Origin of the sequence: Thermomonas sp. (assembly GCF_029945965.1) — a bacterium.
GTDB lineage: Bacteria > Pseudomonadota > Gammaproteobacteria > Xanthomonadales > Xanthomonadaceae > Thermomonas.
Genome location: NZ_JAQSDO010000020.1, coordinates 141809 through 166093, shown reverse-complemented (window position 1 = coordinate 166093; position 24285 = coordinate 141809). Strand labels below are relative to the sequence as shown.

The 24285-nt window shown below is 60.5% G+C and carries 20 protein-coding genes; 8 read left to right on the top strand and 12 right to left on the bottom strand.

The genetic code is table 11. From position 1 onward, the window contains the following. Positions 1-2: 2 nt before the first annotated feature. Positions 3-1094: a 4-hydroxyphenylpyruvate dioxygenase gene (gene hppD, locus PSV05_RS13470; RefSeq protein WP_300066121.1), complete on the bottom strand. Its 1092-nt coding sequence runs from the start codon at positions 1092-1094 to the stop codon at positions 3-5. Positions 1095-1207: 113 nt separating this feature from the next. Here hppD and PSV05_RS13465 point away from each other — a divergent pair, with 113 nt between their 5' ends. Then, positions 1208-1687 carry a MarR family winged helix-turn-helix transcriptional regulator gene (locus tag PSV05_RS13465; RefSeq protein ID WP_300066119.1) on the top strand — a complete coding sequence of 160 codons (480 nt, stop codon included), beginning with the start codon at positions 1208-1210 and terminating at the stop codon, positions 1685-1687. Between the two features lie 69 nt (positions 1688-1756). Here the strand turns inward: PSV05_RS13465 and PSV05_RS13460 are convergent, their stop codons facing one another. Together PSV05_RS13460 and PSV05_RS13455 are read right to left on the bottom strand one after the other, a co-directional pair. Then, complete coding sequence (locus PSV05_RS13460; protein ID WP_300066992.1) at positions 1757-3232, bottom strand: oligopeptide:H+ symporter; 1476 nt, start codon at positions 3230-3232, stop codon at positions 1757-1759. Positions 3233-3439: 207 nt separating this feature from the next. Beyond that, complete coding sequence (locus tag PSV05_RS13455; protein ID WP_300066116.1) at positions 3440-4327, bottom strand: tryptophan 2,3-dioxygenase family protein; 888 nt, start codon at positions 4325-4327, stop codon at positions 3440-3442. An 86-nt stretch (positions 4328-4413) separates the two neighbouring features. Here PSV05_RS13455 and pdhA point away from each other — a divergent pair, with 86 nt between their 5' ends. The 3 genes from pdhA (at position 4414) to PSV05_RS13440 (ending at position 7922) form a co-directional block, all read left to right on the top strand. Continuing rightward, positions 4414-5487 carry a pyruvate dehydrogenase (acetyl-transferring) E1 component subunit alpha gene (gene pdhA / locus PSV05_RS13450; RefSeq protein WP_300066114.1) on the top strand — a complete coding sequence of 358 codons (1074 nt, stop codon included), beginning with the start codon at positions 4414-4416 and terminating at the stop codon, positions 5485-5487. Beyond that, positions 5484-6473 (top strand): alpha-ketoacid dehydrogenase subunit beta, encoded by a 990-nt coding sequence (locus PSV05_RS13445; protein ID WP_300066111.1) that lies wholly within the window; start codon positions 5484-5486, stop codon positions 6471-6473. Before pdhA ends, PSV05_RS13445 begins: the two co-directional genes overlap by 4 nt. Before the next feature lie 72 nt (positions 6474-6545). Then, positions 6546-7922 carry a dihydrolipoamide acetyltransferase family protein gene (locus PSV05_RS13440; RefSeq protein WP_300066108.1) on the top strand — a complete coding sequence of 459 codons (1377 nt, stop codon included), beginning with the start codon at positions 6546-6548 and terminating at the stop codon, positions 7920-7922. 99 nt (positions 7923-8021) lie between these two features. Here the strand turns inward: PSV05_RS13440 and PSV05_RS13435 are convergent, their stop codons facing one another. Next, complete coding sequence (locus PSV05_RS13435; RefSeq protein WP_300066106.1) at positions 8022-9359, bottom strand: tryptophan--tRNA ligase; 1338 nt, start codon at positions 9357-9359, stop codon at positions 8022-8024. A 131-nt stretch (positions 9360-9490) separates the two neighbouring features. Here PSV05_RS13435 and PSV05_RS13430 point away from each other — a divergent pair, with 131 nt between their 5' ends. Continuing rightward, positions 9491-10318, top strand: a complete 828-nt coding sequence (locus PSV05_RS13430; protein WP_300066103.1) for a hypothetical protein — start codon at positions 9491-9493, stop codon at positions 10316-10318. A 131-nt stretch (positions 10319-10449) separates the two neighbouring features. Here PSV05_RS13430 and PSV05_RS13425 read toward each other — a convergent pair whose 3' ends face one another. The 4 genes from PSV05_RS13425 to PSV05_RS13410 all read right to left on the bottom strand — a co-directional run bounded on the left by PSV05_RS13425 (position 10450) and on the right by PSV05_RS13410 (position 13708). After that, entirely contained in the window at positions 10450-10602 is a 153-nt protein-coding gene (locus PSV05_RS13425) for an entericidin A/B family lipoprotein (RefSeq protein ID WP_300066100.1), read from the bottom strand. Positions 10603-10748: 146 nt separating this feature from the next. Next, the gene (gene rocF / locus PSV05_RS13420) at positions 10749-11672 is read right to left on the bottom strand and encodes an arginase (RefSeq protein WP_300066098.1); all 924 of its coding nucleotides are present in this window, start codon (positions 11670-11672) and stop codon (positions 10749-10751) included. Between the two features lie 378 nt (positions 11673-12050). Next, positions 12051-12683: a hypothetical protein gene (locus PSV05_RS13415; protein WP_300066095.1), complete on the bottom strand. Its 633-nt coding sequence runs from the start codon at positions 12681-12683 to the stop codon at positions 12051-12053. Next, on the bottom strand, positions 12683-13708 hold the full coding sequence (locus PSV05_RS13410) for an ImmA/IrrE family metallo-endopeptidase (protein WP_300066092.1): 1026 nt from the start codon (positions 13706-13708) through the stop codon (positions 12683-12685). The genes PSV05_RS13415 and PSV05_RS13410 overlap by 1 nt, the downstream gene beginning before the upstream one ends. A gap of 421 nt (positions 13709-14129) precedes the next feature. Here PSV05_RS13410 and PSV05_RS13405 point away from each other — a divergent pair, with 421 nt between their 5' ends. Then, positions 14130-14798 (top strand): sce7726 family protein, encoded by a 669-nt coding sequence (locus PSV05_RS13405; RefSeq protein WP_300066089.1) that lies wholly within the window; start codon positions 14130-14132, stop codon positions 14796-14798. Here the strand turns inward: PSV05_RS13405 and PSV05_RS13400 are convergent. The 4 genes from PSV05_RS13400 to PSV05_RS13380 all read right to left on the bottom strand — a co-directional run bounded on the left by PSV05_RS13400 (position 14725) and on the right by PSV05_RS13380 (position 22279). Then, entirely contained in the window at positions 14725-15762 is a 1038-nt protein-coding gene (locus PSV05_RS13400; RefSeq protein WP_300066086.1) for a hypothetical protein, read from the bottom strand. The two genes, PSV05_RS13405 and PSV05_RS13400, sit on opposite strands and share 74 nt — an antisense overlap. 502 nt (positions 15763-16264) lie before the next feature. Continuing rightward, positions 16265-17455 carry a GIY-YIG nuclease family protein gene (locus tag PSV05_RS13395; protein ID WP_300066083.1) on the bottom strand — a complete coding sequence of 397 codons (1191 nt, stop codon included), beginning with the start codon at positions 17453-17455 and terminating at the stop codon, positions 16265-16267. Beyond that, a complete protein-coding gene (locus PSV05_RS13390) occupies positions 17448-19541 on the bottom strand; it encodes a DEAD/DEAH box helicase (RefSeq protein WP_345782263.1) in 2094 nt (697 codons plus the stop codon). The genes PSV05_RS13395 and PSV05_RS13390 overlap by 8 nt, the downstream gene beginning before the upstream one ends. Continuing rightward, positions 19538-22279, bottom strand: a complete 2742-nt coding sequence (locus PSV05_RS13380) for a DNA methyltransferase (protein ID WP_300066074.1) — start codon at positions 22277-22279, stop codon at positions 19538-19540. Before PSV05_RS13380 ends, PSV05_RS13390 begins: the two co-directional genes overlap by 4 nt. A gap of 220 nt (positions 22280-22499) precedes the next feature. Between PSV05_RS13380 and umuD the strand changes: the two genes are divergently transcribed. Then, a complete protein-coding gene (umuD, locus tag PSV05_RS13375; protein WP_300066071.1) occupies positions 22500-22970 on the top strand; it encodes a translesion error-prone DNA polymerase V autoproteolytic subunit in 471 nt (156 codons plus the stop codon). Further along, positions 22967-24271 (top strand): Y-family DNA polymerase, encoded by a 1305-nt coding sequence (locus PSV05_RS13370; RefSeq protein ID WP_300066069.1) that lies wholly within the window; start codon positions 22967-22969, stop codon positions 24269-24271. Before umuD ends, PSV05_RS13370 begins: the two co-directional genes overlap by 4 nt. The last annotated feature ends 14 nt before the right edge of the window (positions 24272-24285 follow it).

Sequence of the window (24285 nt, the reverse complement as noted above, 5' to 3'; positions counted from 1 at the left end):
GGTCACAGCACGCCGCGTTCCATCTGGTCGCGTTCGATGCTCTCGAACAGCGCCTGGAAGTTGCCTTCACCGAAGCCTTCATTGCCCTTGCGCTGGATGATTTCGAAGAAGATCGGGCCAAACGCGTTCTTGGTGAAGATCTGCAACAGCTTTTGCGTCTTGGTTTCCAGGTCGGCGTCGATCAAAATCGAATTGCGCCGCAGCCGTGCCACGTCTTCGCCATGGTTGGGCACGCGCTGATCGATTACATCGAAATACGTTTCCGGCGTGTCCAGGAACGTGAGCCCGGCCTCGCGCATTTTTTCGACCGTGGCGTAGATGTCGTCGGTGAAACAGGCGATGTGCTGGATGCCCTCGCCCTTGTAGGCGTCGAGGTATTCGTTGATCTGCGATTTCGGATCGTTGGATTCATTCAACGGGATGCGCACGATGCCGTCCGGTGCGGTCATCGCCTTGGACACCAGCCCGGTCTTGGCGCCCTTGATGTCGAAGTAGCGGATCTCGCGGAAGTTGAACAGCTTTTCGTAATAGTCCGACCACTTCTGCATGTTGCCGAAGTACAGGTTGTGGGTCAGGTGGTCGATGAAGGTCAGCCCGAAGCCGACCGGATCCTGGTCCGCGCCTTCGATCGGCAGGTAGTCCTCATACATCGAACCGTTGTCGCCATAGCGGTCGACCAGGTACAGCATGCAATCGCCGATACCCTTGACCACCGGCGCATCGACGGCTTTCGATTCAGGCTTGTGCTCGATCGCTTCACCGCCGTTGCCGATGACCATGGCGCAGACTTCGTCAGCCGGCTTGCGGAAACGGATCGCGAAACCGCAGGCGCAAGGGCCATGCGCCGCGGCGAAATCCGCAGCGAACGAATCCGGGTCTTCGTTGAGCAGGAAATTGACCCCGCCCTGGCGATACACGGTTATCGCGCGCGACTTGTGGCGCAGCACCGCGGTGAAGCCCATGTTGCGGAAGTAGTCATGCATGAACCCGGCCTCACCTGCCGGTGCGGCGAATTCGACGAACTCGAAGCCATCGATCCCCATCGGGTTCTCGAAGGTGGTGACCTGCATGCCAAGATTGGGTTGAGCGCTCATGGTGGTTCCTGTAAGTGCATGTGGCGACTTGCACGTGAACCTCAGAGTCTATAGTTTCACATGCAACCATTTCAAGCCGCGATGCAGCACACGAACACCCCGGGGAACCGACCATGCGGCCTATCCAGCTGGACCTGAAGCATTTCCTGCCCTACCGGTTGAGCGTGTTATCCAACCGGATCAGCAGCGCGATCGCCCGCGAGTACTCGCAGCGGTTCGGGCTGGGCGTGACCGAATGGCGGGTGATGGCCGTACTCGGCCGCAAGGGCGGCCTGTCCGCCAACCAGGTCGCACAGCGCACCGCGATGGACAAGGTCGCGGTCAGCCGTGCGGTGGCCAGCCTGATCGCGGCGGGCCGCCTGCTGCGCGAGTTCGACGACAACGACCGCAGGCGCTCGGTGCTGCGCTTGTCCGACGCCGGTTACGTGGTGTACGACCAGGTCGCACTGCTGGCGCTGGCCTTCGAGAAGCATGTGCTCGGCGGCATGCCCGACGAGGAACGTGACCTGCTGTTCCGCCTGCTCGACCGACTGGATGAGCTGGAACTCCACGCCGAGCAGTTCGCATCGGAACATGACGCCACGCAGGACTGAAGCGAATGCATGCCCCAACAAAAACGGCAGCCGAAGCTGCCGTTTTTGTTGCGCGAAGCGGATCGGGCGTTATTTCACGCCATGCATCCAGCGCTGGATCAGCGGCGCGATCAGGAACAGCAGCACGCCTGCACCGACCAGCGCGTAGAAGCCGAAGGTGTAACCGGCATGCGCCGATTCCACCGTCATGCCGCCTTCGCCGCTAACCTTGCCAGCGAAAATACCGGCCAGGTTGTTGCCGATCGCAATCGACAGGAACCAGCAGCCCATCGCGAAACCGGTCAACTTGGCCGGGGCCAGCTTGGTGGTCATCGAAAGACCAATCGGCGACAGGCACAGCTCGCCGACCGACTGGATCACGTAGACCATGATCAGGGTCCAGAACGGGATCTTGCCGGCATCGTCGACCATGCCCTTGAGCGCGACCATCAGCAGCAGGAAGGCCAGGCCATTGAAGATCAGGCCCAGGCCGAACTTGCGCGGGATGGTCGGGTTGTTCTTGCCCATCCTGACCCACAGCCAAGCCAGGATCGGCGCGAAAAGAATAATCGCCACCGAGTTCACCGACTGGAACCAGGACACCGGGAAATCGTTGGTGCCCGCGAGTGCGTTGAACATACCCACCATGCCGATGTCGCGATTGACGATCTTCTCGGCCAGGAAGTTGAACGAACTGCCCGCCTGCTCGAAGAACATCCAGAACAGCACGTTGAACACGAAGATGGTCAGCATCGCCATTACTTTGTCGCGTTGCACGCTGCCTTCGCGCACGCCCTCGCGGAACAGCATCACCGCCGGAATCACGAACAACGCCATCAGGATGTATTGCAGGACCGTGGCATCGATGGTCAGCAGCGTATAGAACACCGGCACGCCGATCAGCACGCCACCCAGCAACACCAGCGAGACATTGCGCATGCCAGCCTGGTGCTCGGCATGCTGGCCGAGCCCCTTGAGCTGGCGACGGCCGAACCAGAACCACACCAAGCTCAGCAGCATGCCGATGCCGGCAGCGATGAAAACGATCTTGTAGGCCGGCATGTCTTCGATGCCGAAGATCTTCTTGGCCAGGTACTGGGTGATCAGCGGGGCGATCAGTGCGCCCATGTTGATACCCATGTAGAAGATGGTGAAGCCGGAATCACGACGGTCGTCGCTTTGCGCGTAGAGCTTGCCGACCAGGGTCGAGATGATCGGCTTGAACAGGCCGTTACCGACGATGACCGTGGCCAGGCCCAGCTTGAACATCGACTCCGACGGCATCGCCAGCAAGAACAGGCCGGAAGCCATGATGACCGCGCCAAGCAGGATCGAACGCTGGTGTCCGATCAATTTGTCGGCGATGAAGCCACCGAAGATCGCACCGGCATACACCAACGCCAGGTAGGCGCCGTAGAGCTCACTTGCGGGCTTTTCGCCGGAGGCGTCGCCGCCGTGGAACTGGGCGACGATGTACAGCACCATTGCCCAGCGGATGCCGTAGAACGCGAAGCGTTCCCAGAATTCCGACATGAACAGCATCCACAACGGACGCGGATGCCCCATCAGCTGTGGGAAGTCCGGCGGGTTGCCGTTCACGGGTGAATCCACCGATGGGCCAGCTGGCTCCACGGCATTGGGGACATTGGTCGAGGTCATCGCGTTTCCCGGTTGGACGGAGGTCAACCGGCCAAGAATGACCGACCCTGTATCGCAGCGTCAAACCTTGGAAGGCTGCCGAAATATGCTGCGCTGCAGCGCAGTACGTGTAGCTCAGCGCGTGTCCGCGTCCGCGCCATAGCCCTTTCCAGGCCCGACAACGGTGCGCACTTCGAACAATTCAGGGAAGAAGGTCAGCTCCAGCGCCTTGCTCAGGAAGGCCACGCCACTGGAGCCACCAGTTCCTCGCTTGAACCCTATGATCCGCATCACCGTGCGCATATGCCGGAAGCGCCACAGCTGGAACTGGGTTTCCAGGTCCACCAGGTCCTCGCACAGCGCGTACTCGCGCGAGTAACGGTCCGTATCCTCGTAAATGCGTTCGAACACCGGCAGCAGCCCCTGGTCCATCACATGCGGCTGCGACCAGTCGCGCTCCAGGTGGACTGCCGGGATGTCGTGGCCCCAGCGCGCGAGGTAGCGCAGGAATTCGTCGTACAGGCTAGGCGCGTTCAGCACCGACTCAAGTGCTGCATGGCCGTACACGTCATGCGCGAACACCTTCAGCATCGCCGCGTTCTTGTTGCCCATCAGGAATTCGACGGTGCGATATTGCAGCGACTGGAACCCGGACGATGGCCCCAGGATGTCCCGGAACTCCATGTATTCGGAAGGCGTCAGCGTCTCCAGCACCGACCACTGCGCGGTCAATTGATCCAGCACCCGCTTGCAACGGGCGGCAACCTTGCCGAACTGCCAGGCGCGATCATGGCGCAGGTGCTCGGTGGCGGCGCTCAGTTCATGGATCAACAGCTTCAGCCATAACTCGCTGGTCTGGTGCTGGATGATGAACAGCATCTCGTCGTGGTGCGGCGGATTCGACAGCGGATGCTGCGCCGACAGCAGCCGGTCCAGTTGCAGGTAGCCGCCGTAACTTAGCCGTCCGGCAAGATCGGTATGGATGCTGGCTTCCAGGTCGCGCTGGTTCTTTTCGATGCTCATTTCGCAAGTTTGGCATGCCGCGCCGCGCAATGGCCCGAGCGCAGGCTCCGGTATCATGAGCGTTTCCGCCGCGGATGCCATTGCCAATGACCGTCGCCGCCACGTTCGAAATCGAATACCTGCAATACCTGAAACCTGATGGCAGCCTGTCCGGCCCGCTGCCGCCCGCGGTACCCAATGCCGAAGCATTGCTCCCGCTGTTCAAGCAGATGCTCTACGTGCGCACCTTCGACACCAAGGCGATTGCCCTGCAGCGCACCGGCAAGCTCGGTACCTACGCGGCCTGCCTGGGCCACGAGGCGACCCATGTCGGTATCGGCGCATCGATGAAACCTGAAGACGTGTTCGCGCCCAGTTATCGCGAATACGGCGCGCAGTTCATGCGCGGGGTGAAGCCACGCGAAGTGCTGATGTACTGGGGCGGCGACGAACGTGGCAACGATTTCGAAGGACCGCGCAACGACTATCCCTGGTGCGTGCCGATTTCCACCCAATGCCTGATGGCCGCTGGCGCCGCGCTCAGCTTCAAGCTGCGCAAGCAGGACCGGGTCGCGGTGGCAACCTGCGGTGATGGCGGCTCGTCGAAGACGGATTTCTATGCCGCGCTCAATTCGGCGGGCGCGTATTCGCTGCCGCTGGTGCTGTGCGTGATCAACAACGGCTGGGCCATCTCGGTTCCGCGCGCGTCGCAAACCGGCGCGCAGACGCTCGCGCAAAAGGGTATCGCCGGCGGCCTGCACTGCCTGCAAGTGGACGGCAACGACCTGGTGGCGGTGCTCGAGGCAATGCGTCGTGCCCATGAACGCGCACGTAGCGGCGAAGGCGGCAGCGTGATCGAATTCATGACCTATCGCCTGCATGACCACACCACCGCCGACGACGCCCGCCGTTATCGCGGCGAGCAGGAAGTGAAGGATGCCTGGTTGAAAGAACCGTTCCTGCGCCTGCGCAAATTCCTGACCGACCAGAAACTGTGGGACGAGGCACAGGAAAAGGCGTGGATCGAGGAATGCGGAAAATTGATCGACGTCGAGATCAACGCCTACCTGGAATGCCCGGTGCAGCCAGTGGAGGCGATGTTCGATTTTCTTTATGCCGAGTTGCCTGAAGAGCTGCATGCGCAACGCGCGGCCGCAATTGCACTGGAGAAGCGCCCATGAGCGACGCCAAACCTATCGCATTGATCGAAGCGATCACCCAAGCCCTGGCTTATGAGCTGCGCAACGACGACAGCGTCGTAGTGCTGGGCGAGGACGTCGGCATCAATGGCGGCGTGTTCCGCGCCACCGCCGGTCTGTCCGCCACCTTCGGCACCGAGCGCATCCTCGACACACCGCTGGACGAAACCACCATTGCCGGGCTGACCGTTGGCATGGCCTCGCAAGGCATGCGCCCGGTCGCCGAAGCGCAGTTCGATGGCTTCATGTATCCGATGGTCGACTTCATCGTCTGCCACGCGGCACGCATGCGCTACCGCACCCGCGGCCGCCTGAGTTGCCCGATGGTGCTGCGAGTGCCGTGGGGCGGCGGCATCCGCGCGCCGGAACACCATTCCGAAGCCAACGAATCCATCTTCACCAACGTACCTGGATTACGCGTGGTGATGCCGTCGTCACCGGCACGCGCCTATGGCTTGTTGCTGGCTGCGATCCGCGACCCGGATCCGGTGATCTACATGGAGCCCAAGCGCATCTATCGCCAGTACAAGGAACTGGTGCCAGATGACGGCGAGGCGCTGCCGCTGGATGTCTGCTTCGTGCTGCGCGACGGCAGCGACATCACCCTGGTCACCTGGGGCGCGCAGGTCAAGGAAACCCTGGAAGCCGCCGAGGCACTGGCGAAGGATGGCATCAGCGCCGAAGTGATCGATGTCGCCACGCTGACGCCGCTGGACTTCGCCACCATTGCCGAATCCATCGCCAAGACGGGGCGCTGCGTGATCGTGCACGAGGCCGCCAAGACCGCGGGCTTCGGCGCCGAGATCGCCGCGCGCTGCGCCGAGGAATGCATGTTCGACCTGGTTGCGCCGGTCGAGCGTGTGACCGGCTACGACACCCACATCCCGCTGTTCCGCCTGGAAATGAAATACCTGCCCAGCGTCGACAAGATCGTCGCCGCGGCCAAGCGCGCCACGGCACATTCGTAGGGCGGACCCAGGCCTGCCTTCGGATACCACGACATTTCAACGACGGGCCAAGGCCCAACGGACAAAACCAACATGGCGAACAAACAATTCAAGCTGCCCGACCTCGGTGAAGGCCTGCCGGATGCGACCATCGTCGAGTGGTACGTCAAGGTCGGCGACACCATCAAGCTGGACGACAACCTGGTCTCGATGGAGACCGCCAAGGCCGTAGTCGACGTGCCCTCGCCGGTCTCCGGCAAAGTGCTCAAGCTGGCCGGTGACGCAGGTGACATCGTGATCACCGGACACATGCTGGCCGAGTTCGAGCTGGATGCGTCGATGCCGCAGCGTGCCGAAGGCCAGGACACCGGCCACAGCCACGGCTCCGCGCATGAGGAAGAACCTGCCCCCGTACCTGCCGCACCGACCAAGCCCGAACCCGCCGCCAAAGCGGAAGCAGCCGACGACGCCGGCACGGTAGTCGGCGCGATGCAGGTCGGTACTGCGGTGATGGCCCAGGCCGCGATCGCATCTGGTGGGGTCAAGGCGATGCCGGCCGTCCGCGCAACAGCACGCAAGCTCGGCGTCGATATCGCCCGCGTGTCGCCCAGCGGCACCGATGGCACGGTCAGCATGGCTGACGTCAAGCGGGCAGCCGCTGATGGTTCGCTCTTGCTCCCCTCTCCCGCGAGCGGGAGAGGGGCTGGGGGTGAGGGCACGCCTCCCCCATCCGCCCTTCGGGCACCTTCCCCCGCAAGCGGGGGAAGAGAGAGGTCCACGCTGTCGCAATCCGGCAAGCCGATGCGCACCCAGCCGCCGGGTGCAGTCGCGACCGGCCAGCCCGAACAACTCAAGGGCGTACGCCGCAACATGGCGCGGGTCATGGCCGATGCACACGCGCAGGTGGTACCCACGACGCTTGTCGACGATGCCGACCTGCACGCGTGGAGCGGCCGCCAGGACATCACTGCCCGACTGGTGCGTTCGATTGTCGCCGCATGCAAGGCAGTGCCCGCGCTCAATGCCTGGTTCGATGGGCCCAACCTGAGCCGTACCCTGCATCCGCATGTCGACATCGGTATTGCCGTCGACACCGACGATGGACTGTTCGTGCCCGCCCTGCGCAATGCCGACATGCTCGACGCCGTCGGCGTGCGCGCGGCGATCAAGCGTTTGCGCGTGCAGGTCGAGGACCGTTCAATCGCGACCTCGGAACTGTCCGGCTACACGATCTCGCTGTCGAACTTCGGCATGTTCGCCGGACGCTACGCGACACCAATCGTCGTGCCGCCGACTGTGGCTATTATTGGTGCAGGCAAGTTGTCGCACGACGTGGTCGCGGTGATGGGCGGGATCGAAGTGCATCGGCGCATGCCGATCTCGCTGACCTTCGACCATCGCGCCTGCACGGGTGGCGAGGCGGCGCGCTTCCTGGCTGCGCTGCTGGACGACATGGCACAATCGAATTGAGGCAGGACGGCTGTAGGGCGGGCTCAGGCCGCCGAGACACAAGCCCGCCGAGACAGACTCCATAAAAGCTGGCATGCGGTTTCGGTCAGGCCGACAGGTTCACGACTTGTCGGCCTCACCTTCCAGCTGCGCGGCGACGAACGCGGCCAGCGCAGCGTTGACGTCATCGGAACTCACGTCATCACCCAGGCTGAAGTCGAGCTGGTCGCTGTCCAGCGTGCCCTGTTTGATCGCGGCGATGCGCTCGCCGGCATCACGCGGCGAGGCGAAGCCGGCGCTTTGCAGCAGCACGCGCTCGCCAAGCATCAGCTTGAAGTAGAACTTGCCATCGGCATCGCGATATTGCTTGAAGGTCGGTACCAGGGCCGTGTCGGCTTTCTTCGCAGATGCCTGCGTTCCTGCATCGCCTGCATTGGACAGGTCACGTAGCCCGACCGCGTCCCGCAAGGCCTGCATGCTGGGTGTTGCATGCGCCGTGCGCAGGCGCTGCGCGCCATCGCGCAGGATCGCCTCGATGTCGGCAGGCTTGGCGATCAGCGCTTCGTACTGCTCGCGCAGCGGTGACACTTCGGCATCGATGCGCTCGAATAGTTTTTGTTTGGCATCACCCCAGCCAATGCCGTCGGCATAGGCCTGGCGCATCGCGGCGGTCTCTTCCAAGGTGGCAAATGCCTGGTAGATCTGGAACAACGCCGAGCCTTCGGTGTCCTTGGCTTCGCCGGGCGCACGCGAATCAGTGAGGATGCCGGCGATGAGCTTTTTCAGTTCCGCGCGCGGCGCGAACATCGGAATGGTGTTGTCGTAGCTCTTGCTCATCTTGCGGCCATCGAGTCCCGGCAAGGTCGCGACCTGTTCCTCGATCGCGGCCTCCGGCAAGGTGAAGAATTCCCTTGATGAAGGCTGGCCGTACAGATGATTGAAGCGCTGGCCGAAATCGCGCGCCATTTCGATGTGCTGCACCTGGTCGCGACCGACCGGCACCTTGTGCGCATTGAACAGCAGAATGTCGGCGGCCATCAGCACCGGGTACATGAACAGGCCGGCGCTGATACCGGCATCGTCGTCCTCGCCTTCGGCGCGGTTGCGGTCCACTGACGCCTTGTAGGCATGCGCGCGGTTGAGCAGGCCCTTGCCGGCGACGCAGGTCAGCAGCCATGTCAGTTCAGAAATTTCCGGGATGTCGGACTGCCGGTAGAACCACACCGATTGCGGGTCCAGGCCACAGGCCAGCCACGCGGCGGCGATCTCCAGCGTGCTGCGCTGCACCCGCGCCGGCTCGCTGATCTTCACCAGCGAGTGGTAGTCGGCGAGGAAGTAGAAGCTCTCCACGCCGGGCGTGCGCGAGGCGGCGATGGCCGGGCGGATCGCGCCGACGTAATTGCCGAGGTGCGGGGTGCCGGAGGTGGTGATGCCGGTCAGGACGCGGGTCTTGCTCATGGAATTCAGTGCTGTCGATGCGGCGCACAGTTTAACCGCCGCGGCCATCAACCCCATCCGCACGCGTGGGGCGTTTGCATCCATGCACACCAACTGCGCCTTGCGCGCGCCAATCTCTCCTGGAGACCGCCATGATCCGTCGCCCATCGCTCCACTTACCGCTCGTCCTGGCTCTTGCCCTGACGTCCGCAGCGGCCTGTTCGCCGCTATCCGCCCGAGACCTGGTCGGCCTTGACATCATCGACCGCGATACCGGCCAGGTCCTGCCGGAATACGGCCAGCACGGCCAGCGCGGCCAGGACTGGGTCGCCGGCGTACCGGGCCATCGTTATTCGGTGCGCCTGATCAATACCACCGGCGAACGCGTGCTGGTGGTGCTGTCGGTCGATGGCGTCAACGCGGTCAGCGGCCAGACCGCTTCGGCCTCGCAGGGCGGCTATGTGCTGGATCCATGGGAAACCGCGGAGATCGCCGGCTGGCGCAAGTCACTGGACGATGTCGCCCAGTTCCTGTTCACCGACCTGCCTGACAGTTATGCGGCGCGCACCGGGCGCCCGGACGATGTCGGGGTGATCGGCATCGCGGTGTTCAAGGAGCGCCACGTGCAGCCGTACTACGCGCCTACGGCCCCACCCATCGCATCGAACCGTGCGCGCCAAGAGGCTTCAGGCAAGGCTGCCGCGCCGGCTGCGTCAGCCGACCGTGCGATGTCCCAGGCGGAAGCGATGCCGCAACAACTGGGCACCGGCCATGGTGAACGCGAATGGGCGCCGGTCGGGCAGACCGAATTCGTCCGCGCCAGCCGCAGCCCGCAACAGGTCAGCCAGCTGCGCTATGACGATGCCGACCACCTGGTGGCGATCGGCGTGCTGCCGCGCCCGTATCCGCCCTATGTGCAAAGCGGTCCACGCGCGTTCCCGAACGGTTTCGTCGCCGATCCACCACGCGGATGGCGCTAAACGCAAATGCGGCGCAGATGCGCGAATGGCCAGCACAAATAAGACGGGCCAGGTTTCCCTGGCCCGTCGGGCATCCTTGCGTTGTTGCCTTCCTTGATCGCTTGGCAGGCGCTAACTGATCGAAACTTCGATCAGCACTTGGCGTCCTTGCAGTCTTCCGCCTTCTGCTCAACCTTCTCGCCGACCTTCTGCACGTCCTTGCCGGCGCCGGCCATGGTGTTACAAGCGGTCAACGCGAATGTCGAGAACGAAGCCAACACCAACAGGGCAAACAAACGCTTCATAGGGATCTCCTGATGATCGGGGATGATCAAAGCGCAACCGGATGGTCAGCGCGTGCGTGCATGAAAGCGCACCCGACTGTGAAGCCAGTGTGCAATCGCCGCCAAGTGGCACAACCGCGGATGAACCGAAGCGTGGAAATCAAGTATCAATCGCGCATCAAGGTCGACTTGCCGAACAGGCTCTCGACCAGGTCCACGGTCAGTTTGGCGGTGGCGTTGCGCCGATCCAGCGCCGGATTGACCTCGACGATATCCAGCGAGGCCATGCGCCCGGTGTCGGCCACCATTTCCATGATCAGCTGGGCTTCGCGGTAATTCACGCCGCCCGGCACGCGCGTGCCAGTGCCAGGTGCGATCGAGGGATCCAGCATGTCGACGTCGAAACTGACATGCAAATGGGTGTCTGCATCCACGCCGTCCAGCGCTTCCTCCATCACCCGGCGCATGCCGACTTCGTCGATGTAACGCATGTCGTAGATGTCCAGGCCATGCTCCTGCACCAGCCGCTTTTCGCCGCGGTCCACCGAGCGGATGCCGATCAGGCGAAGCTGGTCCGGTCGCAGGGCGGGCGCCGCGCCGCCCATGGTTGTCAACTGTTTCGGCCCCAGACCGCACAGGCAGGCCACCGGCATGCCATGGATATTGCCCGAGGGGGTGATGTCGCGGGTGTTGAAATCGGCGTGCGCATCCAACCACAACACGCGCAGCTTCTTGCCCTGGGTGCGGCAATGCGCGGCTACCGCGGCGATTGAACCGATCCCCAGGCAATGGTCGCCACCGAGCAGGATCGGCATGCGGCCGGCCTGCAGCTCGCGCGTGCTGGCATCGAACACGGCCTGGTTCCACGCGACCACTTCGACCAGGTGGCGGTATCCATCCACCGGCGGACTGACCGGATTGCGCGGCCCGGGAAGATCACCCAGATCGCGGGCATCCACGCCACGCTTGCAGATCGCTTCGACCAAGCCGGCCACGCGCAATGACTCTGGCCCCATCGAAGCGCCGCGACGCGATGCGCCTATGTCGGTGGGCACGCCGAACACGGATACAGGTGGATAGCTGTGGCTCATGGGGTCGTCCTCGTGGGTGGGTGCGAGCAGACGTGCCGCGACGATTGGTGCCGCTTATCAGCACCGAATAGTCAGCCTAAGCGGCTGTTTTACCTGGCACTGGCAAGCGGATATTAGCGTTAGTGCCCCCATTTATGCCCCCGGCGCGGCTTCGCTGGGTGCCTCAATGACGGACGACAACTACCTTGGTCGAAGTGTATCGCGAGGTAGTGCCCGCTCAAAGAGTCAGTGGCTTCTTACTTTCTTCGGTCATTGCGACCTACAAGTTGAGCCGTCACTTACCGCAAGAGTCGACGTTGCGGTCAGTAGTTTCAAGCAGTAATCCCTAGCCTAGAGCGGAATCGTCGTGAATGCGACGTAAAGTCTAGGTCACGCCAGTCAATCCAATCCATGGCCGCGAGCCATCAAGTGAGGCGACGCTTGGTTCAGATTCATTAGGTAGGACGTAAGACCCTCTTCGATTTGCGGCTGCGACTTTGCCTCGGTTCGCCCCACTATCGCGAGCGTTGCCATGTCTCGATCTGGATATTTCCGAACCCGGCGCAACAACTCGTCCGGACCTAGGACAGAGAGAGCGTGCCAAAGCAAATGCTCCATACACAAGACCCGCCCGGTGAGTTCGGGGATCACTCCCTCGGCATGCAGGAGCGCGAGTGCGCGAATGGCCCGTTTGTCGCCCGTCAGAACGAAAGCTTCGGCCGCACCGCCAGTGGCGGCGAACAGCACCTGTTCTCCTACGTCGATGTCAGGACGCCCCTGCAGCCTGGCGATCAGACTGACATCCGGGTCGGGCATTGGAGTGCATTGCGCCAAATACGGAACTAGCGTTGCAGCCACCGCCGGGTCCTTAAACAATTTCGGGTCGGCTTTCCTTGCCCGCGGGGGCAACGATGCTAAGACAGCCACCTCCGCCCAAGTGGCCCCGACGAGGGTGGGCACCATATCCAATAGACCCCAATGGGCTGCGCTGAGCAGCACATCGTTGTCGACCAAAAGAACCACCGTGTGCATCAGGCCGCTCGAGCAGCCACCCCAGTGATCTGTTCGACAAACTCCTGTAGATCGCCGGCAATTGCTCCGGTGTCAATTTGTTTAGCCAACCGATCCACCAGAGTCGCCTGGGCATCCACGTCATCGGCCAAGAACCGCAAGGCCAGATTGGCATCCGCCCATCGCCGTGAAGTGAAGGCGTAACGCAGAATTAGGTGGCCCGGCGCTGTTCTTAGCCGCGGCCCGCCCTCCAGTGCCTTGTCCACGAGCTCCATCATCGTCGCCCGGGTACCCCAACTGCTCACGACCTGCTCGAGATCGCGCCCACCCAAAACGCTGTGCGCAAAAGCATTGGCTTCGCGCTCTTGCTGGTCGAGTTGAGATTCGGCTTCGAAGTCGGACGTATCTTTGATAGACCCCTCCACTATCGAGCCGTTGTCCGGTACGTGGCCGAGCAGGATATGTCCCAACTCGTGGGCCAATATGAAGCTTAGCCAGGCCTTGGAGTCGTTCTTGCGTGCAATCACGATCGCGGGCCGCGACTCAACCTTCATCGCCACCGCGTCCATTTTCTTGACGCCAGGCGGAAGGTTGGGGAGAGGAATCACGGGGATCCCGCATTCCCAGGCAAAGTCGAGGAGGCTGTCGAAGTCGACCCGGCCGTTGCGATTGGCGAGAATCTTGTCGCGCACCTCCTGGGCTGACAGCAGCGGCACAGGCGTCGGGTTCGGCATGGCAGCCACCACCGCCTTGGCCAAGGCGCCTGCAATACGGCTGGCCGCTTGAAGGTCTTCTGCGGTCACTCGGGCGGTGTGCTTGAATCGCGGCTCGGAAACCTCGCCCAAGGAATGAACCTGACCCTGAGCCAGGAGCACTGCATCCAATCCGAGGCGCCGGCTCATCATTAGCACGAACTCCCACGCGCCGGCCGTCGTTGAGGCCGTCGTGTCTTCCCACCATTCGGGCAACAGGGCTCCGACCTGCCTTTTGTTTAGGCCGATCCCACGCATCGTCGCCATCAGATCACGGTATGGGAGAACGTTCATGGGTGCTCCTTATCGGCACGCATCGCCGGCGGGTCGCGTAGTAGCGCCAGAGTGGGTGCCAAGGCCTCGATGACTCTGGCCAAGACCGCCGCGCCGCACGGGTTGTCCATTATGACTTGTCCAACGGCGTAAGAAAGGCGTCGCTCGTGAGCAGATATGGGCAATACCGCTTCAAGGTCTATATTTGCATATTTGCATATCTCACGCACCGGGTCGGTCACACGAGTCCGCTTGCCGGCCAACAAGCGGCTTATCTGGCTTTGCGGCTGCCCAGTCAACCTTTCTACGTCAGGCTGAGTGTGCCCATGCGCCAACATATGGGCTTTGATGCGCGGAATCGCGTCCAATATTCGGGGATCTATGGGCTGTTTTCCTCTCGGCATAATGGCATTATGGCATAAAGCGTGGCATAATCGCCAGCATGAGTTTCGTCCGCCACCGCGTCACCGAGCAGGAGCTTCGCCAAGCTCTCGCCACATGGTTTACGCCTCGGCTCGCCGCGGGTGATCTCCTAGTGGAGGAGATGGGAATCGAGAACGGCACGGCCCGTGTGGACGTCGCTCAGCTTGGTAGCTCGCTGTGTGGGTTCGAGATTAAAAGCGATTTCGATACGCTCGATCGCCTAGCTCATCAGATGCACGCCTACCATCGCGTGTTCGATGAGTTGACCATCGTTACTACCGCAGCGTTCGTTCCTCAGGTGTCGCTCCTGCTGGCACCTTGGTGGGGCATCCTCCAGGCCGAGCGCACAGACTCCGGTGAAGTGAGCCTGACACAAGTGCGCCCTCCCGACTTCAATCCGCGGCAGGAGCTTGAAAGCATCGCCGCCCTCCTTTGGCGCGACGAGGCCGCTGTCATTCTTCGGGACAATCTCGGCGCCAAGGTGGCCAGCTCGGCAAATCGGGCCAAACTCTACCGCCAGTTGGCCGACCTCACCGAACTGGCGACGCTCAAGAAATGGGTAATCGAGGTACTGCGTTCCCGCACATCCCTGCGTGAGCGCGACCTTCTTCGCTTCAAATCAGCACATTCAATCGCCGCGCCGTCTGAACGAGATGATGATTTGCGGCGTCTCGCCGCCATGTCGTGAGATTGCCAGTCTTGGTTTGACTTGGCTGCGCGTGAAAACTGTAACGCCCATCGCCATAGCTGAAAGGCGCCCCTGCATATTGAGGACTGGCGACCAGCAGCTTACATAGCGTGTTGTATTGGCCAAACCCTCCAGCCCCCGCCGTTTTGACCCCTTTGCCCCTCAAAAGCCACCACTCACCATCTAGTGCGTAGCGGATGGCGGCGGAAGGGTTCATGGCCGCCGGATCCGCTATCTCCAGTGGCTCGGGATTGGTTACGGTGAAGTCCCCAAATCGCACGTCGGCGCAGCCAAGCTGTAATCGCAAGTCCTGCCAGACGTGCCACTCCTTGCGCCGCAATTTGTTTTGGGCACCGACGGGAATACCTGTAAGGGTCAATGGGAACGAACCACCAGCCATGGAGACAAAGCTTGCGTCCCCTCCGGCCAAGGTGTCCCTGACGAACGGCTCGACGAATCCGCGCAACCACGGCTCGGGGGCATCGCCAATCGGCCCAAAGTCATAAATTACGTGAACCTGAACCTTGCGACCAACTGCCTTGCGTACGTCTTTGATCACCTTCACTGCTTGGACTAGCGTGAGCAATTGCAAGCGCAGCCGCAGGATGACGATCGAAAATTCCTTTAGTGCGGCCAAGTTCCCCAAGTTAGCGAACAGATCAGGCACATTAATGACCGGATAGGCAAGGTAGCCGTCCTTCTGCAGGCCGGCACACAGCCTGAGAAGTGGATTGAAAACCGATCCTGCCTGCCAGACATTTCGGCCATCGATGCCGAATGGAAAGAAATCGCCATGTGCGCGCTCGAGCTGGGCTCCTAACGCGGACCGCAAGTCTGCACCTGGCTTAGCTAGAACCTCTAAGACAGGCAGCATCACAGCTTGGTCAGCGGTATCCAGGTAACGAACTGCGTCTTGCTCTCCCTTTTTCCACTTTAATATCGGGTAGTACTTCGGACCTGCCATGCCATTCCCCTGCGTTGTAGACCCCGATCGTCGCACGCCAGTGATCCTGCGGCTGGGCATGCGTACCAGAGTTAAGAAACTAAACCATCTGTGCCGGTGCGCTCTTACCTCATGAGATGCAGCAGATCGAGGGATTACTGGGCTCTCGTTCTTTCACGCCACTACATCATTAAACAGGACATCCGTTGGCCGAACCGCATGTGTCGCCACGCCAATTAATTTCTCACATGCCATTCACTAGTTTTAGCTCGACAACTACGCGAGGGGTGTGTCTGACAGCAACTAATCGCGGGTGAAGGCTTAGCCTGCAAATAGCAGGAGAGGCAGAAACATCCGAGTTCGTGTTCGCGTGCGCTGAGTAGGGCTTCAATCCCCCGGCCACCTTCATGGTGTTACCAGGCGGATGACGGCGAGCATGATCCGATCTCATTGCAATGTCGGCGTCTAACGTTTTTATCTAGCCGTCGTAGGACGTCCAACATTCAGCGGAGTAGCACTCAGGTCATGCCTTGGCCGGCACCAGCCGCGCAGATTTCGGATCGTAGACGTACTTCGTAACTGAACCATCACGCATGCGCTCTACAGCCTCGTCAATGACTTGCAGCGGGACCAAGAACCACTCTCGCGGCTTTACAGGTTTTCCGAACCGATCCTCGATTGTTAGGTCGAGTTGCGCGGGAGCGAAAATCTTGTGGAACAAATTTTCCAGCTTGGTTCGGTTGATGTGCGCGAGCTTGTAGGTGGCCACGATAGTCACACCCGCGAGCAGGTACGTTGCGTCGTCTTTCGCACCAGCAATCCGGGTTTCCACCTTCATGCCTGTGACGCCGATCTTGTGGATCAACTCGCGATGTTCCGCCACGTAGGGATGGTCTGACTGGCTTTGCAGGACGTAGATGGTCCCGCTTTCGATGTCGTCTGGCTCCATGGTGTCGCCGAACAGCGGACCATTGCTGACATCGGTGATGCGCCGGCCCGTCACGTCCTTATAGAGCGCCCGTTGCAACGATCGCTGCAGGAGGTTGCTCTCCGTCCCGTTGGAGTAGACAACTCGCATGCGGGCGTCCGCTTCTCCATTCGGCGCCCGGATGGTTTCGCCCACCTCGGCGACGTAAGCCATCTGACCGCCAAGGATGAAGAAGTTGCCTTGAAGCACACTGGCGTCACGTCCGAATCGCAAAGTCTTGCGCAGTCCGGAACTGAGATCATTCTCCACACCCTCGAACTTCGGCTGGAACGTATCGAAGTCCAGGCACCGCGCGCGGTTCGCAATTTCCTCGGCGGCCTTGCGGTCTGCATAGGTCGCGACGTGGCGCAATTGGGTAATGTCATCTTCGCCGGCGGGTGCTTCGGCTCCCAACTCAGCCAGCAGAGCCTCGTCGTCTAGCTCGTCCACCCGGATAGTCGAAGCAGGAATCGCTCCGTTGAGCAATCCTGCCATGTCCATGCTGGCCAACAACTCTCGCGCTTCAGGCATTCCTTTCAATCGATCCAAGCGAACGGCATAAAGCCGCTCGAAGATATCGAGGTCTTCACCGTGTTGCGGTGCCCGCCCATTGGCGTCCACGAAACGCAGGATGTCCTCGAAGCCGGCAATCAGCCGCTCCTGCAGCGCCGTGTGACTGCTGGCCTTGCTGGGTGCAGCTTCGACCCCCAGTGCTGCCAGCAGATCGTCGTCATCTGTGTCAGCCATTGACGCTGGCCTCTTTGGCCTTTTCGTCGGCACGGTACTTGGCCAATGCTGCCACGCCTTCAGCCATTCGCTTCTCCCAAGCATCCGCCGAGTTGATATCTGGCAAGCGGCCCTTTTCCGTCTTGAACTCAAGTGCGCGCTTCGCAAGTTCACGCGCATCTTCTTTCGAAATATTCACCCGCTTGGCCGAAATACTGGCCTGCACTTGGCGCAACACCTTCTCGTCCATCGCTTTTGCCAGAACCGAGTAGGCCGCATCGAACGGATTAATCCGGTCGATCAGGTCGATGTCCAGATCGCGGACATTGATGAATTTGCGCACGCCGTCGATGAGTGAAGTATTGCTGTACTCGCCTTTTTCCTCAGCGACCGCCAAGGCCTGCTTGGCCTGCTGGGTGATGTTGAGGGCAGCGACGGCGTGTTGGCGGATAGCTTCTTGGTCGGATTCGCTCAACTCCGGATAGCGATCTCGCACGATCTTGCCCATCTGGACCTGGGTCAGCTCCTCCGGCAGGGTGTGATCGTTGAACAGGCCTTGCTCCAGCGCGGTCTTGTCCTGGACGAATGCGGTGATGACCTCGTTGAGGTCTTCCTTGCAGATCCGCTTGGCTTCCTGCGTATCCGGCATGGCCAACCCGCCAATCTCGACATGGACCTGTCCGGTTGCCGCGTTGACACCGAGATTGGTGCCGCCTTCGTTGTAGCCGCCCTCGTACTCAAACCCGTCCAACTTGCCTTGGTTCTTTGGTGTGAACTCGAAGCGCGGCGCCAATACTTGTTCCATCAACAGGCTTGCAGCAATCGCCTTCAACGTGTCGTTTACGGCGGCCACGACTTCCGCTTCTCCTGCAGCCGGCTCCGCTATCAGATTCGTAAACCTCGAACGCTCTTTGCCCGGTGCATCGCGGGTGGCCCGGCCAATGATCTGTACGATTTCGGTCAGGCTGCTGCGGTAGCCGATGGTCAGTGCGTGTTCGCACCAGATCCAATCGAACCCTTCTTTGGCCATACCGAGCGCGATGATGATGTCCACGTGGTCGCGGTTGTGTTTCTGCGCCGGATCTTTGAGGGAGTTCAGCACTTTGGCGCGTTTGGTCGCGTCGCTGTCGTCCACCAGATCAGCCACCTTCAGGAGGGAGCCATCGGCACGCTCAATCAGGTGGAAACCTGTGGCGGCATCGACACCTTTCCAGGTGCCCAGTGCCTCCATGACCTCTTCGACTTCCTTGTACTTGTCCTGCAGGCTCTCACGCGAGTTGACGTTCGGGATGTGGACGATGGTTTTTAGTGCCGGGTCCAGGACCTTGGTGATCGCATCCAGATAGCGGCCTGTGTAGAAGAAGTAGCCAATTTCCAGCGATTTCAGGTAGGTGTAGCCGTTCAACTGCTCGTAGTAGGTGTACGTCACCGTCTCAAAGCGGTTTTCGTCGTGTGGCGCCAGAACAGCGGCAGCATCGCCACGAAAGTAGGAGCCGGTCATGGCCACAAGGTGGGTCTTGCCGGCAGCGATCAGTTGCGTGAGCTGGCTGCCCAGCACGTTGTCCGGATTGCTGCTGACATGGTGGAACTCATCGACTGCAATCAAGCGATCATTGAATGCTGCGATGCCGTATTCCTCGACTGCGAAGCGGAACGTGGCGTGCGTGCAGACCAAGACCTTGTCTTCACCTTCCAGGAAGCGACCAACGGCCCGCACTTTGCTCTTGTCGACTTTGACCTCATCATCGCCCGGTGCATTGCACAGGTTCCATTGCGGCTGAACCTTCCAGTCCGCCCAGAATCCGTGCTTGGTCAATTCTTCGTCGGCGAAGCTGCTCCCGATTGATTTCTCAGGCACCACGATAATGGCTTGCTTCAAGCCTTGGTTCTGCAGCTTGTCCAGCGCAATGAACATCAAGGCGCGCGACTTGCCAGAGGCGGGCGGCGACTTGATTAGCAGGTATTGCTCGCCCCGCTTGGCATAGGCGCGCTCTTGCATGGGTCGCATGCCCAGGGCATTGACCTTGCTCGAGGCGCCTGTGCGCGCCGTCGCAATAGAGACCGATGGAACTACCTTCGTGTCGGTCGGCTTGCCATCCGATGTCATTTCGCCTTCCCCTTTTTCGGCTTGGCTTGGCCCGCCGTCATCTTGGTGTAGAGATCGAACAGCTTTTCTAGCCGCTCGGTGTCGTTCTTGAACTTACGGCCGATGTAGATGCGTTCCAGCACTTCATCGTTCTTCTCGTGCGCTCGCCGTAGATCGGACGGCATGGTTTCTGGATCGTAGAGATCGGCAATGGTGGCCGGAAAATGGGTTTCTCTGGCGAGTAGGATTTCCTGGGCGCAAGCAGTCAAGTCGGCCTTGTTCTGGTCGGTCAATGGTGGAATGGGAAATGTGTTGTATACGACGGTATTCCCGTACCGAATGCCATCACCAAGCCGACCAGCGATCGTTTCAGCCCAAATTTTGTGTGTGGATGAAACGACTATCGCGAACTCGAGTAGCGGCGCACCGTACACAACAAATGCATTGTGATTTGATACGTATCCATAGCGCTTGATATCCGCCGGAACGTATGCAAGAGCACTGCCAATGGTGTTTCCAACTTGGATGAAGTCTCGCTCTTCATAAGTCGAGTAGCAAAAAGCATGCGGGCGAGTCGCTGCCTTGCGTGCGTCCCGCCCCGCGCCAAGTCGATAGGCATGGCAGTCATCGATGGCCTTTCTAATTGGCGGAATACTTTTGGCCAAATCAACGTCTTCATTACTGATCCAGAGGCAGCGCCGTGGCACTCCAGAGACCAACTCTTTCGTTCCTCCATACATCCGAATGAACTGGGACGCCTTAGGGTACTTTGAGACAATGTCTTCTGCCGTTTGAGATTCAAGAACCAGTCTCTTCCCGTCCACACTATTGCTGCCCATCTTCATCTGCGAAAGAGGCGAAATCGGGGCATCACTTGGTTCGCAGTAAATTTTTGGCCCTGGAATAAGATAGGGAGAAATACTCTCGCACTGCGTTACCACTTCTCCATCAAATAGTCTTTTGCTCTTGCTTTCGTTTGTAACTAAGCCAATTATTGTGCAGAAAACACCTGCATTTTTTGAGGCAGAGTTTGACCACTTGAATGGTCGATAAGCGAAGGATATTGCCGCCTTAGCAAAGATCCGAGGCCACAGTAGTGAAACCTGCTCGCCTTGACTTATGGAACTGGTCGATACAAATGCCATTGATGTGTTCGTCGCATGTATTACGTCAAGCCCTTTGACAATAAATGCGGCCACATAATCGAGTAGCTGACAATCGCCAAGACCAACAGCCGACATGTCATCTGATTGTTGTTTGCTTTTCTTCTTTGCTCCTAGATATGGCGGATTTCCACAGATATAGGTTTCTCCACCCTCGTTCTCGAAGTCGATTTCAGACTGGTCCAGTGGCGTGTTGAACAAGTCATCGCCTACTAGCTTCACACCCGTTCCTGTTGGCGGACATATCGCCAACCAGTCCAGACGCAGGGCGTTACCACACGTGATCCAGTTCTCGCTGTCCAGCGGCAATACGTCGTTGAGGGCTTCTCGCTGGCCGCGATACAGCACATCGCACTGGAACTCCGCAATTATCAACGCCAAGCGCGCAATTTCTGCGGGGAAATCGCGCAGCTCGATCCCCCGAAAGTTGTTGATCGGAATTTCGGATGCAAGGTTGGCCTCGCATCGAAGGCGATTGATCTGGGATTCGATCTCCCGCATCTGCTTGTAGGCGATGACGAGGAAGTTGCCTGAGCCGCACGCCGGATCAAACACGCGGATGTGTGCCATCCGCTTGCGCAGGTTCAACAGTTTAATCTTGTTGTCGCCCGCTGCTTCCAATTGCACACGCAGGTCATCCAGGAACAACGGGTTCAGCACCTTCAAGATATTCGGCACGCTGGTGTAGTGCATGCCCAACTCGCCGCGCTCTTCATCGTCAGCCACTGCCTGGATCATCGACCCGAAGATGTCGGGATTGATTTCCCTCCAGTTGAGCTGTCCTGCCTGGTACAGGTAGGACCTGGCTGTGCGGATGAACTTCGGCACTGAGGTGCTGCCGGAGAACAGTCCGCCGTTGACGTAGGGGAACTCGGTCGCCCAGCGTGGAATCCCGGCTGCTGCCCGATCTTCCGCCTTGGTGTTCATGGCGCGGAAGATGGTTCCCAACACCTCGTGGACGTTGGAGCCGTCTCGCTCGCTCATCTGGTCCACGGTGGTGGTGAACAGGCTGGTGCCAGGGAAGATGTCGGTGTCCTCGGCGAAGAAGCAGAACACCAGGCGGGCCATGAAGTGGTTCATGTCCGGACGGCGTTCGACCTTGGACCACACCGGGTTCTCACGCAGCAACTCGATGTACAACTTGTTCAGGCGACCAGTGGCCCGGACATCGATGGGGTTGTCCTTGATCTCCTTGATAGTGGAGATGCCGGCCAGCGGCAGGAAAAAGCCGAAGTGGTCGGGGAACTGCGGGTAGTCGCACGCGATGGCATCGCCCGTGGCCAGTTCTTCCGCTTCCAGCGTCGTCCCATCCGTGGCCAGGATGAACTTGGCTTTGGCCTGGGCGGTCTTCGGACTTGCCTTCAGGGCGGTGAGCGTTTGGCTGACCTTGCCGGGTTCGGCCACAACGATGTGGATGTGGTTGCGCTGCAGCACGCCACCCGGCAGGTCGGAGGTGTTGCTGTCGCCCTTGCGTAGCCGCGCGATGGTCGTGGCTTTGTTGCCGAAGGCGGCGAGGAACTGGAATGGGAACTCCGCTCCAGCGAACTCCAGTTCGGCTAGGTCGGACAGTGCCTGTTCAATCTCTACAGCATTCATGCAAGGGCGGCTTCCGGCTCATGTCGCGACCCGAATGGATCAGTCAAGTTGGCATCCGATTGTCACACGGGCCTGCTGTGGAACAAAAAGCCATCGGCGCGTGGAACCTTGCCTGCGTCCCTGTTCAGGGAATTACTAATAGCGAGGCGACTGAGCCAAGCGTAGCCTCTTCACCCCGTGTCTCAGTGTGTGAGTCGCGCGCCTATCAGGATCGCTCGTCATGCATGTCATCCCCGTTTCCAGCCGCCCACTACCTCCCCCACCAACCCTGTTGGGACCGGTGTCGACGTTCACTCAACGCTCGTTGCCCGTGCTGGCCATGCAGGCCGCGTGCGGCTTCCCATCGCCCGCGGAGGACTTCTTTCGCGAAGACGATCGGCTCGACCTCAACGAGAAACTCATCAAAAACCCGGCGGCCACCTTCCTAGTGCAGGCCGACTGTGGCGGTTCAATGGTCGACTATGGCATCCAGGACGGCGACCTGCTGATCGTCGATCGCTCGATCAATCCACGCCCTGGCCATACCGTCGTGGTGTTGTGGGAGGGCGGGTTCGTGTGCAAGAAGCTGTACGTGCGGGGCAACCGCATCGTGCTGGCATCCAGTGCCGGGTTCCCACCGATCATTGTTCCCGAGGACATCGAGCTGGATGTCTGGGGAGTGGTCCGGAGCAACGTTCACTTCCACCTATGAGCATCGTGCAGGAGCCGCCTCGTTTCGGTTTGATCGACGGCAACACGTTCTACGTGTCCTGTGAGCGCATGTTCGATCCCAGACTGCACGGTAAGCCCACCGTCGTGCTGGGAAACGGCGACGGCTGCTGCATTGCTCTATCACCCGAAGCCAAAGCTCTCGGATTGAAGATTGGCACTCCAATTTTCCAAGTGCCCGACGCCATCCGCAAACAGGTCCAAGTACGCTCAGCCAACTTCGCCCTCTACGGCGACTTGTCGGCGAGGATCGTCAGTATTTTGCGGGACCTGTTCCCCAGGGTGGAGGTCTACTCGATTGATGAGAACTTCGTCGATGTCGAGGGAATGAAGGATCCCGTAGCCATCTGTCTGGAAGCGCGCGAGCGGATATTGCAGTGGGTCGGCATTCCCTGCTGCGTGGGACTTGGCGCGACTCGCACGCTGGCCAAGGCCGGCAACAAGTTGGCGAAGACTCAATCCAAGCGCGCGGCCAAAGCTGGACGCCTCGCCGTATTCCACGCGACGCCAGAGAACATCCATCAGTTGCCAGTCGAGGATGTCTGGGGCGTCGGAAGACGCTACACGGAGCGCCTGGCCCAGGAAGGCGTCCAGACCGCGGCCGACCTTGCGTCTCTGCCCACCGATAGCGTTCGTGCCCGCTATGGCGTGGTTCTGGCACGCACTCAGCAGGAGTTGCGTGGCATCCCATGTGGCGACTTGGAGCTGGAAGAGCCTGACCGCAAACAGATCGTCGTCTCACGCATGTTTGGCCGTGATGTCGCCGATCCTCTCGACGCGCTCGTCACCTTCGCAACCGTGGCCTGCGAAAAGATGCGCGGAAGGGACCTAGCCGCTGGCGCTCTTTGGGTGTGGCTCGATGGCAATCCGCACAAGGGTGACGGCTTCCATGTATCGCGCGCGGTGCCCTTGCCTTTCCCGACGCGGGACACCGGCGAAGTGCTGCAGGCAGTGCGGTTCTTGGCCAAGTCGATGATGCGTCCCGACCAGCGATTCAAGCGTGGTGGCATCGGCCTGACGGACTTGGTCCGCAGCGAGCAACGTCATGCCGATATGTTCTTCGCCCCGGACTCTCGGCGGGAGCGTGGCATGGACGTCATGGACAAGATCAACGCCAAGTACGGGCGCGGCACCGTGGGGGTTGGCACCACAGGCTGGCGGGTGGGCGGCGCGCGGCCAGGTGAACCACGAAGGGGCGGCAAAGACGCGCAGTGGCGCCCTAGGTTGAAAGCGCTGTCGCCGGCTTACACGACAAGGTGGAGTGAGTTATTGCGGGTCCAGTAGCAGCACATTGCAGG